Source organism: Micromonospora sp. SD19, from assembly GCF_054462275.1.
On record NZ_JBTLMN010000017.1, the window covers coordinates 16,562 to 29,715 of the forward strand.

General features: G+C 73.5%; 10 protein-coding genes and 1 pseudogene. 7 read left to right on the plus strand and 4 right to left on the minus strand.

The window, feature by feature from the left end; all coding sequences use genetic code 11:
- Positions 1 to 19: 19 nt before the first annotated feature.
- Complete coding sequence (locus ACX27O_RS32255) at positions 20 to 1,018, plus strand: aldo/keto reductase family protein (protein WP_030337976.1); 999 nt, start codon at positions 20 to 22, stop codon at positions 1,016 to 1,018.
- A 105-nt stretch (positions 1,019 to 1,123) separates the two neighbouring features.
- Here the strand turns inward: ACX27O_RS32255 and ACX27O_RS32260 are convergent, their stop codons facing one another.
- Positions 1,124 to 1,921 (minus strand): site-2 protease family protein, encoded by a 798-nt coding sequence (locus ACX27O_RS32260; RefSeq protein ID WP_030337977.1) that lies wholly within the window; start codon positions 1,919 to 1,921, stop codon positions 1,124 to 1,126.
- Positions 1,921 to 2,121: a hypothetical protein gene (locus ACX27O_RS32265; protein WP_030337978.1), complete on the minus strand. Its 201-nt coding sequence runs from the start codon at positions 2,119 to 2,121 to the stop codon at positions 1,921 to 1,923. The genes ACX27O_RS32260 and ACX27O_RS32265 overlap by 1 nt, the downstream gene beginning before the upstream one ends.
- Positions 2,122 to 2,267: 146 nt before the next feature.
- Here ACX27O_RS32265 and ACX27O_RS32270 point away from each other — a divergent pair.
- The 4 genes and pseudogenes from ACX27O_RS32270 to ACX27O_RS32285 form a co-directional block, all read left to right on the plus strand.
- Positions 2,268 to 3,740: pseudogene (locus ACX27O_RS32270) on the plus strand (serine/threonine-protein kinase); the annotation flags it as partial.
- A 386-nt stretch (positions 3,741 to 4,126) separates the two neighbouring features.
- On the plus strand, positions 4,127 to 6,070 hold the full coding sequence (locus ACX27O_RS32275) for a bifunctional adenosylcobinamide kinase/adenosylcobinamide-phosphate guanylyltransferase (protein WP_387222011.1): 1,944 nt from the start codon (positions 4,127 to 4,129) through the stop codon (positions 6,068 to 6,070).
- Positions 6,060 to 6,833: an adenosylcobinamide-GDP ribazoletransferase gene (gene cobS / locus ACX27O_RS32280; RefSeq protein WP_458940566.1), complete on the plus strand. Its 774-nt coding sequence runs from the start codon at positions 6,060 to 6,062 to the stop codon at positions 6,831 to 6,833. Before ACX27O_RS32275 ends, cobS begins: the two co-directional genes overlap by 11 nt.
- 67 nt (positions 6,834 to 6,900) lie before the next feature.
- The gene (locus ACX27O_RS32285) at positions 6,901 to 8,199 is read left to right on the plus strand and encodes a DUF2314 domain-containing protein (protein ID WP_458940567.1); all 1,299 of its coding nucleotides are present in this window, start codon (positions 6,901 to 6,903) and stop codon (positions 8,197 to 8,199) included.
- 115 nt (positions 8,200 to 8,314) lie between these two features.
- Here ACX27O_RS32285 and gcvT read toward each other — a convergent pair whose 3' ends face one another.
- Positions 8,315 to 9,445, minus strand: a complete 1,131-nt coding sequence (gcvT, locus tag ACX27O_RS32290; protein ID WP_387222013.1) for a glycine cleavage system aminomethyltransferase GcvT — start codon at positions 9,443 to 9,445, stop codon at positions 8,315 to 8,317.
- A gap of 162 nt (positions 9,446 to 9,607) precedes the next feature.
- Here gcvT and ACX27O_RS32295 point away from each other — a divergent pair, with 162 nt between their 5' ends.
- Positions 9,608 to 11,182 (plus strand): leucyl aminopeptidase, encoded by a 1,575-nt coding sequence (locus ACX27O_RS32295; protein WP_377618273.1) that lies wholly within the window; start codon positions 9,608 to 9,610, stop codon positions 11,180 to 11,182.
- Between the two features lie 47 nt (positions 11,183 to 11,229).
- Here the strand turns inward: ACX27O_RS32295 and ACX27O_RS32300 are convergent, their stop codons facing one another.
- On the minus strand, positions 11,230 to 11,559 hold the full coding sequence (locus ACX27O_RS32300) for a hypothetical protein (RefSeq protein WP_387222015.1): 330 nt from the start codon (positions 11,557 to 11,559) through the stop codon (positions 11,230 to 11,232).
- A gap of 178 nt (positions 11,560 to 11,737) precedes the next feature.
- Here ACX27O_RS32300 and lpdA point away from each other — a divergent pair, with 178 nt between their 5' ends.
- Complete coding sequence (gene lpdA, locus ACX27O_RS32305) at positions 11,738 to 13,129, plus strand: dihydrolipoyl dehydrogenase (RefSeq protein ID WP_036412749.1); 1,392 nt, start codon at positions 11,738 to 11,740, stop codon at positions 13,127 to 13,129.
- The last annotated feature ends 25 nt before the right edge of the window (positions 13,130 to 13,154 follow it).

Sequence of the window (13,154 nt, forward strand, 5' to 3'; positions counted from 1 at the left end):
CTAGGGCTAGGGTCGGTACATGGAATTCCGACACCTGGGCCGTTCCGGCCTGATGGTCAGCGAGATCTCGTACGGCAACTGGATCACCCACGGTTCGCAGGTCGAGGAGGACGCGGCGTTCGCGTGCGTCCGGGCCGCCCTCGACTCGGGGATCACCACGTTCGACACCGCCGACGGGTACGCCGGGGGGCGGGCCGAGGACGTGCTCGGCCGGGCGTTGCAGAACGAGCGCCGGGAAAGCCTGGAGATCTTCACCAAGGTCTACTGGCCGACCGGGCCCAGCCGCAACAACCGTGGACTGTCCCGCAAGCACATCATCGAGTCGATCAACGGCTCGCTGCGCCGACTGCGCACCGACTACGTGGACCTCTACCAGGCCCACCGCTACGACTACAGCACCCCGTTGGAAGAGACGATGGAGGCGTTCGCGGACGTCGTCCACTCCGGCAAGGCGCACTACATCGGCGTCTCCGAGTGGAGCGCCGACCAGCTGCGCGCCGCCCACCCGCTCGCCCGGGAGCTGCACATCCCGCTGGTCTCCAACCAGCCCCAGTATTCGATGCTCTGGCGGGTCATCGAGGCCGAGGTCGTGCCGGCCAGCGAGGAACTGGGCATCGGGCAGATCGTCTGGTCGCCGATCGCGCAGGGCGTGCTCTCCGGCAAGTACCTGCCGGGCCAGCCGCCGCCGGCCGGTTCCCGCGCCACCGACGAGAAGTCGGGTGCGGGGTTCATCTCCCGGTTCATGAACGACGACGTGCTGACCCGGGTCCAGCAGCTCAAGCCGCTCGCCGAGCAGGCCGGGCTCAGCATGGCCCAGCTCGCCGTGGCGTGGGTGCTGCAGAACCCGAACGTCTCGTCGGCGATCATCGGCGCGTCTCGCCCCGACCAGGTGCACGACAACGTGAAGGCGGCCGGGGTGAAGCTCGACGCCGACCTGCTCACGGCGATCGACGACGCTATCGCTCCGATCGTCGAGCGGAACCCGGCGAAGACCGAGTCCCCCGCGAAGCGTCCCTGACGCCGTTCCGGCCCGGCCGGCGCGAACCTCCACGCCGACCGGGCCGGGCCCGCTGCGCTCCGCCCGTCACCGGGCCCGCTCAGCTCCGCCCGTCACCGGGCCCGCTCAGCTCTGCCAGAAGCGGATCAGCTCCAGGCCGGTGGCGTAGAGCCACGAGGGCAGACCGAGCAGGTCACCGACCGCGAAGACCGCGTCGAAGAACCACCCGCCGATGCGCGGGTTCCACAGCAGCGCGAAGAGCAGGATGAAGCCGTACGGCGCGAACAGGTCGTACATCTTGCGCCACTGCGGGTTGAGCCACGGCTGGAGCATGTTGCCGCCGTCCAGGCCGGGCACCGGCAGCAGGTTCAGCACACTGGCGGTGAGCTGGAGGAAGGCGAGCAGCGCCACCCCGGCCCAGAACTCCACCGGGCCACCCGACCGGGTGCCGAGTTGCACCGCCACCACCAACACCAGCGTGAACAGCACGTTCGTCGCCGGGCCGGCGAGGCTGACCAGGGTGTGCCGCAGTCGGCCCGGGATGGCGTGCCGGTCCACCCAGACCGCGCCACCCGGCAGGCCGATGCCGCCGAGCAGCACGACCACCACCGGCAACACGATCGACAGCAACGGGTGGGTGTACTTGAACGGGTTGAGCGTCAGGTAGCCGCGATGGGCGATGTCCCGGTCGCCGGCCCGGTAGGCCACCACCGCGTGGGCGTACTCGTGCAGGCAGAGCGACACCAGCCAGCCGGACACCACGAAGAGGAACACGTTGAACCGGACGTTGCCGTACCCGTTCCAGGTCAGCACCCCGCTGACCGCGAAGAGGGCGACCAGGCCGAGGAAGACCGGGCTGGGCCGGAACGCCGCCCGGGGCACGCCGAGGACCAGCCCGTCGCCGCCCGGGCGGTCGTAGGCCATCACTCGGCCGTGGGCAGCAGGCTCATCCGGTACTCCACCCGGTCGTCCTCCACGAGCGCGACCGAGGTGACGCCGGACGCCGCGAGCTCCCGCCAGGTCTGACCGATCCAGGATTCGGCGTCGGCCTGGCTGCCGAACGACTCCGCCGGCCCCTCGACCGTCTGACCGTCAGTGCCCTCGTACCGCCAGCTCCACGCCATGCCGCGTCTCCCCTCGCCGCTGAAGTCCCCGTGGGACGAACCCCCGCCAGCGTAGTCGGCCCGGCGCGCAACGGCCGCTCGCTCGCCCCGGCAGGGAACCCACGGGGTGGATCAATCCGATTGACGCCGGCCGGTACGGTGGCTCGGTGTTGACGCGGGGAGTGCTGCTCGGCGACCGGTACCGGCTGGGCGAGCGGGTGGCGACAGGTGGGATGGGCGCGGTCTGGCGCGGCACGGACGTGTTGCTGGAACGCGAGGTCGCGGTGAAGGTGCTGCTGCCGTCGCTGGTCGCCAATCCGGAGTTCACCACCCGGTTCCGGGCCGAGGCGCGGATGCTCGCCGCGCTGCGGCACCCGGGCGTGGTCCCGGTGCACGACGTGGGGCAGGCGGTGCTCGACGACGGCAGCCAGGTCGACTACCTGGTGATGGAGTACGTCGAGGGCGAGCCGTTGTCCGCCCGGGTGCGCGCGGTGGGGCGGCTGGATCCGGCCACCACCATGTCGGTGCTGGCCCAGGCCGCGGACGCGCTGCACACCGCCCACCTCGCCGGCATCGTGCACCGGGATGTGAAGCCGGGCAACCTGCTGGTCAAGGCCGACGGCACCGTGGTGCTCGTCGACTTCGGCATCGCCCGGTCCCGGCACATGGCCGGGCTCACCGCCGCGAACATGGTGCTCGGCACCGCCTCGTACATGTCCCCCGAGCAGGCCACCGGGCAGCCCGTCTCGGCCGCCACCGACGTCTACGCGCTCGGCGCTGTGGCGTACTTCTGCCTTGCCGGGCAGCCGCCCTTCCACGGTGACAATCCCCTCGCGGTGGCGCTGCGGCACGCCCAGGAGGACCCGGCGGCGCTACCGGCGGACACTCCGCCGGCGGTCGCCGCCGTGGTGGCCCGCGCGCTGGCCAAGCGTCCGGAGGACCGGTTCGGCAGCGCCGCTGAGTTGGCCGCTGCCGCCGCCGATGCCCGCGACGCCACCCTGGCGAGCATCCCGGTCTCTGCCCGCCCACCGTGGGCGCTGGCCGCTCCGACCCCGGGCGTCGCGGCCTCCGCCGTCCCGACTTCCGTTCCGCCGGCCGGCCCGACTCCCCTTCCGCCAGCCGGCCTGGCTTCCGCACCGTCGGTCGCGGCGACGCCGCCCGCCGGGTCGGTGTCGGCAGGGCCCGCCGCTCTACGCCCACCGGCGAGCGAAGCGACGACCGAGCCGAAGCCGACCCGGGAGGACGCGCTCGGGAGCGGGCCATCGGGCCGCCGTCGTCCGCTGCTGGTCGGGGCAGGTGCTGTCGCTCTCGTCGCGCTCGTCGTCGCGGTGGCCGTGGTGGCGCTTCGACCCGAAGCGAAGTCGGGTTCAATGGATCAGCCACCCGCGCTGGCCGGCGAATCGGCGACGGTCGCCGACGCTCCGCTGCCGCCCGGAGACGCGACGACCAGCGGGCCTCGGCCCAGCACGACGCCGAGCGCCAGCCGCACCGCGACGGCCGGCCCGTCCGGCTCCCCCGTCGACGCGTCGACCAGCGGCAACCCCGCCCGCACCCCGATGCCGGGCGACCCGCCGACCGCCACCGCCAGCAGCCGACCCACGCCCAGCCGCACTCCGTCCAGCCGACCCAACCCGTACACCGCCGCCCAGGCGTGCGGCAGCGGCTACCAGGTGATCGACTCGGCGACGCTGACCGGCGGCGACGGGCAGCGCAAGGGTCGGGTCTTCCTGCTGTACCACGCGGGCACCGGCACCAACTGCGTGGTCACCCTCAAGGACACCGCGGTCGGCGCGAAGTCGGCGGCCTCGGCGTACCTGGAGGTGCAGGGTCGGGCCCGCAGCACCGACAGCGGGTCCTTCGACTACTACGCCGGGCCGGTGCGGGCCAGCGCCGCCGGGACGTGCGTCAAGTGGGGCGGCTCCACCGGCGGGGTCAGCTACGGCAGCGGGTTCGAACACTGCGACTGAACGACGGCGAGCACCGGGCCGGCAGGCACCGCGAGCCCGGGCGGCCTTAAGGTACGGGCATGTCCGTAGACGGGTGGAACACGGTCCTGGTGCTCGGCGGTATCCGGTCCGGCAAGTCCGAGTTCGCCGAGTCCCTGGTCACCGACGCGCCGGTGGTCCGCTACGTCGCCACCGCGCCCGAGGGCGACCCGGAGGACACCGAGTGGGCGACCCGGCTGGCGGCGCACCGCGCCCGTCGGCCGGGCAGCTGGACCACCGAGGAGACCACCGAGGACCCGCGCCGGCTGGCCGACGTGCTGGCGTCCGCCGAGACCAACGAGACGGTGCTCGTCGACGACCTCGGCGGCTGGGTGACGGTGCTGCTCGACCCCGACCACCAACCCGCCGACGACGTGGCGACGATCGCCGAGCTGGCCGAGGCGATCCGTGGGTGCGCCGCCCGGGTGGTGCTGGTGAGCCCCGAGGTGGGGCTGTCGCTGGTGCCGACCACCCCGCTGGGCCGGGCGTTCACCGACGCGTTGGGCGCGGCCAACCGCGCGGTCGCCGATGCCTGCGACGCGGTCGTGCTCGTCGTCGCCGGCCAGCCGGTCTGGCTCAAGTCGGTGGCCGCCGCGACCGAACCGGCCGCCCCCGCCACCGAACCGGCCGCCACCGTGACCACGGCGACGGCCGCCGGCACCGCGCCGGTCGCGGCGAGCCTGGCCGACACCGAGCCGACCCCCGAGGTGCAGCTGCCCGACGTGCTGACCCACACGCCGCCGGCCACCCCGACGCCGGAACCGGGCGACGCGTGGGCCGCACCGACAATGGCGCTGCCGATGGTGGCCACCGGGCTGGTCATCCAGCCCGGCATGGAACTGCCGATGCCCGACGAGTACGCGGGCCCGCAGGCGGTGGACCGGCTGGCCACCCTGGACGTACCGGGCGCCGGGCTGGGCGTGCTGGACCGGGTGGTGGGCTTCGCCGCCGCCACCCAGGGCACCTCCACGCCGGCCGCCTGGGGCTCGGTGCGGGTGCTGCTGCTGCACGGCGACCACGCCGGTGGGGCGTCGGCCGGCACCGTCGCCGGTGAGTCGGCGCGCCGCGCCGCGCAGGCCCGCGCCGGCCAGGGCGCGTTGGCCCGGCTGGCCGCCGAGAGCGGCGCCAGTCTGCAGGTGGTGGACACCCCGGCTGCCGCGCCGATCGAGGACCAGCCGGCCCTCACGCCGGAGCAGGTGGAGTCCGCGCTGCGCTACGGCTGGCGGTTGGCCGAACAGGCCGCCGACGCCGGCGTACAGCTGCTGGTGCTCGGGGCGTGCGGCGCCGGCACCGAGGCGGCGGCCGCGGCGGTGCTCGCGGCGACCGCGGGCGCGGAGCCGCCCGCCGTGCTGGGCCGGGTGATCACCGACTCCGGCGAGATCGACGACGCGGCGTGGATGACCCGCTGCGCGGCGGTCCGCGACGCGCTGCACCGCACCCGCCGCTCGTCACGTGGCGCCAAGGACATCCTCGCCGAGCTGGGCGGCGGCGACGTGGCGGTGGCCACCGGCGTGCTGCTCGGCGCCACCGCCCGCCGGGTGCCGGTGCTGCTCGACGGGCCGGTCGGGTTGGCCGCCGGCATGGTGAGCCGGGACCTGGCCGGGCAGGCCCGGCACTGGTGCCTGCTGGCCGACCACGGCGGGCACCCGGCCGTGCGGCTCGCCGCCGACGTGCTGGGCCTCACCCCGCTGCTCGACCTGCGGCTGGATCTCGGCGAGGGCGCGAACGCGCTGGTCGCGCTGCCGCTGTTGCGCTCGGTGCTGGCGCTGGCCGCCGCGCTGCCGGTGCACCCGTCGCTGGCTGGCGGTGACGACACCGACCCGGCCGGGGACGAGCCGGAGTCCACCGACCCGAGCTACGCCGACCCGGACCTCACCGAGCCGGACGTCACCGAGCCCGACTTCGCCGAGCCGGTGCCGGCCGGGCCGGGCCCGGCCAGCACCGGGACGGACGATCAGCCAGCGTCGGGCCTGCGTGCCGGCTGAGCCACGACTGCTCGCGGGAGCCCGGCTGGCAGTCACCACGTTCACCACGCTGCCGGTGCGGGCCGGGCGCATCGATCGCCCGGTCGCCGGCACCGCGATGACCCTCGCCCCGGTGGTCGGCGCGCTGCTCGGCGTCCTGCTGGCCGGTGTGCTGCTGCTGGCCGGCGCGCTCGCTCCCCCGCTGGTGGCGGCCGGCGTCACCGTCGGCGTCGCCGCACTGCTCACCCGAGGGCTGCACCTGGACGGGCTGGCCGACACCGTGGACGCGCTCGGCTCGTACCGGCGCGGCGCGGCCGCCCTGGAGATCATGAAGAAGCCGGACGTCGGCCCGTTCGGGGTGGTCGCCCTGGTGGTCGTACTCCTGGTGCAGGCGGCGGCGCTCGCCGACCTGGCGGGCCGGTCCTGGCCGGCTGCGCTCGCGGCGGTGGTCGCGGCGACCGCGGCCGGGCGGTTCGGTGTCACGGTGGCCTGCCGGCGAGGGGTTCCGGCGGCCCGGCCCGACGGGCTGGGCGCGCTGGTCGCCGGCACTGTCGGCCCGGTGGCAGTGGCCGCCGGCGCGGTCGCCGTCGTGCTGCTGGCGGTGCCCGCGGTGCCGGGCCGTCCGTGGCAGGGGCCGCTGGCCGTCGTCGCCGCGATCGCCGTCGCGCTGGCGCTGCTCACCCACGTGGTACGCCGGCTCGGCGGCATCACCGGCGACGTCCTCGGCGCGACCGTCGAGGTGGTCACCGCGCTGGTCTACCTGGGTCTGGTGCTGTCCGGCTGAACCGGGCACGGCGAGCCGGGTAGCGTTCGCCTCGACAACACCGGCACGGCCACCGGGGGATCCCACCATGCTCATCACTGACGATTTCCTGCCCGTACCGGTGCCGGAGTCGCTCAGCGCGACCTACCTGGTGCCGATGACGGGGCTGCCGAAGGTCAGTGCGAAGACCGCGGTGGCGGCCCTGACCGGCCGGCTCGCCGAGCCGGTGCACGGGCTGGCCCGGCAGATGCTCGACAGCCCGCTGATGAGCGTCGACACCCGGCCGATCGCCGAGTTTCCCGAACTGCCGCCGGACCTGCTCACCGCGTTCGGCGCCACCGAGGAGCAGTTGGCCCGGCTGGCGGCGGCGACGCACCTGGTGGTCGTCCAGGCCGAGTACCGACCCGGCTGGCCGCCGGCACACGAGTGGGCCGCCCGGGCGGTCGCGGCGGCCGTGGCCGAATCCGTCGACAGCGACGTGGTGGACGTCTTCGGTCTGCAGTTCCTCGACCCGGCGACCGCGCTGCGGTCCCTCCCGGACGAGCAGGGCCGCATCCGGCTCGTCGACTGGGTGCTGGTGCCGTACTCCTCGGACACCGAGGGCCTGTGGTTCACCACGAAGGGGTTGCGCCGCTTCGGCCTGCTGGAGTTGCAGACCCAGGGGGTGCCCGACCACCTCACCCGCGCCTGGGGTGCGGTGATGACCGGGGCGGCCCGCCGGCTGCTGCGGGACTGGACCGACGGGCTCACCGGCGAGGAGGTGCCGGCGTTCGTGCAGCTGCCGGTGCTGGCGACGGTCACCGGGCACGACATCGCCGTGGCGTACGGCAATCCGGAGCAGCACGGTGCCACCGCCCCGGTGCTGCTCCGCCTCGAACTGGACCCGGCGACCGACCCGGAGGCCGACTCGTTCCTCAGCCTGCGCCCGCCGGCCGGGCATCCCGGCCCGGACGGGCGGTACTACGCCGCCGCCTGCGCCACGCTGTTCTCCGGCATCCAGCCGGACGTGCGCTACGCACGCTCCGGTGACGCGATGAGCCGTGCGGTCGCCACCGCCCGGGCCGCGCTCGGTGACGCGCGGGCCCGGTTCGTCGCCGGTCGGTTCCCCACCGAGTCGCAGCTGGTGGTGAAGTACGGCCTGCCCGGGGACGACGGCCCGGAGTACGTCTGGGCGGGCGTCACCTCGTGGGAGGTCCCGGAGCGGATCGTGGGCGTGAGCGCCAGCGACGCCAACACCGACCAGAGCGTCCGCATCGGAGCCCCGGTGGTGGTGGAGACCTCCGACGTAGTGGACTGGGCCGTCCTGGACGCGACAGGCGTCATCGAAGGCGGCTGGACCCAGGCAGTCCTGGACTCCGGCGAACCCCCCAAACCCCAAACCCCCTAACCCCCGCCCCGCCCCCTCCCACCCCCGCCGAATTGGCGTTGATCATGAGGTTGACGGGGCCGTTGATCTCCAAATGGCCCGTCAACCTCATGATCAACGCTGAAGGCGGGTGGGGTTACTTCACTGAGGGGGTTACGAAGGGGGGTTTGGTGAGGGTCAGGGGGGCTCGGCGGCCTCGGATGTCGATCTCGACTTCGGCACCGTCCGCGAGGTTGGCGTCGGTGTCGAGCAGGGCCAGGGCGATGCCCTGCTTCCTCGTCGGGCTGAAGGTGCCGCTGGTCACGGTGCCGACCTGGACGTCACCCACGTGCAGGGTCATGCCGGGGCGCGGGATGGCCCGGTCCACGGCCACCAGGCCGCGCAGCGTCCGCCGGGGGCCGGCGGCCCGCTCGGCGAGCAGCGCGTCGCGGCCCCAGAAGGCCGGCTTGTCCCAACCGACCGCCCAGCCGGAGCGGGCCTGCACCGGGCTGATGTCCAGGGAGAGGTCCTGCCCGTGCAGCGGGTAACCCATCTCGGTGCGCAGCGTGTCCCGGGCGGCCAGCCCGCAGGCGCGCAGCCCGAACGTCGCGCCGACGGCGAAGAGCGCGTCCCAGACCGCTACCGCGTGCTCCGCCGGCACCACCAGCTCGTAGCCCAACTCGCCCGTGTAGCCGGTACGGCAGACGGTCAGCTCCACCCCGGCCAGGCTCGCGGCGGAGAAGCTCATGTACCCGTGCTCGGTGGGCAGGTCCAGGGCGGCCAGCAACTCGGCCGAGCGGGGACCCTGCACGGCCAGCACCGCGTACGCCTCGTGCTCGTCGGTGACTGTCACCTGCGCGGGCGCGGCGGCGCGCAACCGGCGTACCACCTCGGCGGTGTTCGCCGCGTTCGGGATGAGGAAGACGTGGTCGTCGGCGTAGAGGTAGGCGATGATGTCGTCCACCACGCCGCCGGTGGCGTCGTCGCAGCAGAGCGTGTACTGCGCCCGGCCCGGGCCGATCCGGCCCAGGTCGTTGCTGAGGCAGGAGTTGACGAAGCCGGCCGCGCCGGGGCCGCTCACCCGGGCCTTGCCCAGGTGCGACACGTCGAAGACCCCGACCGCCGTACGCACCGCGGTGTGCTCCTTGAGCACTCCCCCGCCGGCGTACTCCAGCGGCATCTCCCAGCCCCCGAAGGGGGCGAACTTGGCTCCGGCGGCGGTGTGCCGCTCGTGCAGCGGGGAACGGCGCAGCCGGGTCGCGGCGGCGTCGGAGGTCACGTCGGTCATGGGTGGCAACTTACCGGGGGCAACGCCGCTGGTTAGCATCGGCGGGAGCCCGCTGGCGCCGTCGGCGGGACAGCCATGACGTCCGGCAGGTAGGTTCCGCCGGAGACCTTCACCGCTGGTACGCGACGCCGCGACCGGCCCGGCCCGCCCGGAGTAGCTTCAGTGACTTCACCCCGCACCACCAACCTGAGCCTGGTCGACACCGACCCGGCCGAGCTCGCCGTCGACGCGATCGTGATCGGCGTGCACAGCCAGACCGGAGAGCAGGGCGCCACCAGCGGCCTCGCCGGCACCCTGCTGCTCGCCAGCGGCGCGGAGAGCATCGCGGCCGCGTTCGACGGCAAGCTGACCGAGACGCTCGCGCTGCTCGGCGCGACCGGCGGGCCGGGTGAGGTCATCAAGCTGGCCACCCTGGGCACCGTGACCGCCCCGCTGGTCACCGCGGTCGGGCTCGGCCCGGAGCCGTCGGGCGCCGCACCGGCCCCGGAGACGCTGCGCCGGGCCGCCGGTGCCGCGATCCGGGCCCTGGCCGGCGCGCGCACTGTCGCGCTCGCGCTGCCGCTGCCGGATGACGCGGACGCGTCGGCCGAGCTGCGGGCGGTCGCCGAGGGGGCGTTGCTGGGTGGGTACCGGTTCGCCGGGTACAAGACCCGGCCCCAGCCGACCCGGCGGGAGCCGGTGGCCGAGGTGCTCATCGCGGTGCCGGACGCCGGCGACGCGGACGCCCAGGCGGAGGTCGCCCGGGCGCAGGCGGTGGCGGGCGCGGTCCGGCTCAGCCGGGACTGGGTGAACACCGCGCCGAACCAGCTGCGTCCGCCGTCGTTCGCCGACGCGGTGGCGAGCGCGGCGCGCGAGGCGGGTCTCGACGTCGAGGTGCTGGACGAGGCGGCGCTGGCCGCCGGCGGGTACGGCGGCATCGTCGCGGTCGGGCAGGGCTCGGAGGCCCCGCCGCGGCTGGTGAAGCTGACCTACACCCCGCAGGGCGGCGGCAACGGCAAGCGGGTCGCGCTGGTCGGCAAGGGCATCACCTTCGACACCGGCGGCATCTCGATCAAGCCGGCGCAGGGCATGTGGGAGATGAAGTCCGACATGGCGGGCGCCGCCGCGGTGGGCGCGACCATGCTGGCGATCGCCGCGCTGAAGCCGTCGGTGGCGGTCAGCGCGTACCTGCCGATGGCGGAGAACATGCCATCGGGCACCAGCTACCGGCCGGGTGACGTGATCACCATGTTCAACGGCAAGCGGGTCGAGGTGCTCAACACCGACGCCGAGGGCCGGATGATCCTGGGCGACGCCATCGCCCGCGCCTGCGCCGACGGCACCGACTACCTGTTCGAGACGTCCACCCTGACCGGCGGCCAGGTCATCGCGCTGGGCAAGCGGGTGGCCGGCGTGATGGGCACCCCGGAGCTGTGCGACCGGGTGAAGGTGGCCGGCGACGCCGTCGGCGAGCCGGCCTGGCCGATGCCGCTGCCCGACGACGTCCGTAAGGGCATGGAGTCGGACGTGGCGGACATCTCGCAGGTCAACGCCGGCATGGACCGGGCCGGTCACATGCTGCAGGGCGGCGTGTTCCTGCGTGAGTTCGTGGCCGACGACGTGGCCTGGGCGCACATCGACATCGCCGGGCCGGGCTACCACTCGGGCGAGCCGACCGGCTACTGGACCAAGGGCGGCACCGGCGTTCCGGTCCGCACCCTGGTGCAGCTCGTCGAGGACGTCGCCGCCAACGGCTGACGCGACGGACATCGAGGGGGCCTCCGGTCGGCGCCGGGGGCCCCTTCTCAGTACCGCTCGGGGCGGCGTTTGCGGCGCTCGTTGAAGTCGCGCATCCGCTGCGGGTAGCCCATCAGCCGGACGTCGTACACCGGGATGCCCATCCGGTACGCGAAGCGTCGCGCCCCGTCCGGCCCGTCGATCCGGCGGCGGGTCCACTCCCCGTCGTCGGCGATCAGGATGACGGTGGTCTCCGTCACCGTCGTCCGCGGCTCGATGAACGCCTCGACGCCGGGCCGACTCCGGATGAAGTTCTCCAGATGGTCCAGATCGCCACGATCGGCGGCACGGTCACGGCTCGGCACAGCCGCCTGTTTGCGGCGCCGGAACAACCCCACCGGATCTCTCCCCCACCGTGCGTCATCGACAACGGTGCCAAGGGTACGTGTCGATGACGTGTCGTTGGGCACCTCAGTACGCACCCTGTGCTCAGTGGTGACAAGATGACCGAGGTGGGGTGTGTCCGTGTTACACCCCTGTGACCCCCGATGCAGCGACGCGACCTGGGAGTTGGACGTGAGCGAGCCGAACGAAGCGACCTTCGACATCGTCATTCTCGGAGGTGGCAGCGGCGGCTACGCGACGGCCCTGCGCGCCGCCCAGCTTGACCTCTCCGTCGCCCTGATCGAGAAGGGCAAGCTCGGCGGGACCTGCCTGCACAACGGCTGCATCCCGACGAAGGCCCTGCTGCACGCGGCGGAGATCGCCGACCAGGCCCGCGAGTCGGAGCAGTTCGGCGTCAAGGCCGAGCTGATCGGCATCGACATGGCCGGCGTGAACTCGTACAAGGACGGCGTGATCTCCCGCCTCTACAAGGGCCTGCAGGGCCTGGTGGGCGGCTCGAAGAACATCACCTTCGTCGCCGGCGAGGGCAAGCTGGTCGGCAAGAACGTCGTCGAGGTGGACGGCAAGCGCTACACCGGCCGCAACATCGTCCTGGCCTCCGGCTCGTACGCCAAGAGCCTGCCCGGCCTGGAGGTCGACGGCGAGCGGATCATCACCAGCGACCACGCGCTCACGATGGACCGGGTGCCGTCGTCGGTGATCGTGCTCGGTGGCGGCGTGATCGGCGTCGAGTTCGCCAGCGTGTGGAAGTCCTTCGGTGTGGACGTGACGATCGTCGAGGCGCTGCCCCGGCTGGTCGCCGCCGAGGACGAGGAGTCGTCGAAGGCGCTGGAGCGGGCGTTCCGCAAGCGTAAGATCAACTTCAAGGTCGGCAAGCCGTTCGAGAAGGTCGAGAAGACCGACAACGGCGTCAAGCTGACCATCCAGGGCGGCGAGACCGTCGAGGCCGAGCTGCTGCTGGTCGCCGTCGGTCGCGGCCCGAACACCGCCAACCTCGGGTACGAGGAGCAGGGCGTCAAGATGGACCGCGGCTACGTGCTGACCGACGAGCGGCTGCGTACCAGCGTGCCGAACGTCTACGCGGTCGGCGACATCGTGCCCGGCCTCCAGCTCGCCCACCGCGGCTTCCAGCAGGGCATCTTCGTGGCCGAGGAGATCGCCGGGCAGACCCCGGCCGTGATCGACGAGGCCGGCATCCCGCGCGTCACCTACTGCGACCCGGAGCTGGCGTCGGTCGGCCTGACCGAGGCGAAGGCCAAGGAGCAGTACGGCGCCGACAAGGTCACCGCCCTCAACTTCAACCTGGGCGGCAACGGCAAGAGCCAGATCCTCAAGACCACCGGTTTCGTGAAGCTGGTCCGGGTCAACGACGGCCCGGTGGTCGGCGTCCACATGGTTGGCGCCCGGGTGGGTGAGCTGATCGGTGAGGCGCAGCTCATCTACAACTGGGAGGCGTACCCGGCGGAGGTCGCCCAGCTCGTGCACGCCCACCCGACCCAGAACGAGGCGTTGGGCGAGGCGCACCTGGCCCTCGCCGGCAAGCCGCTGCACTCGCACGCCTGATCATCCAAACCGCGGCGTCCGGCGA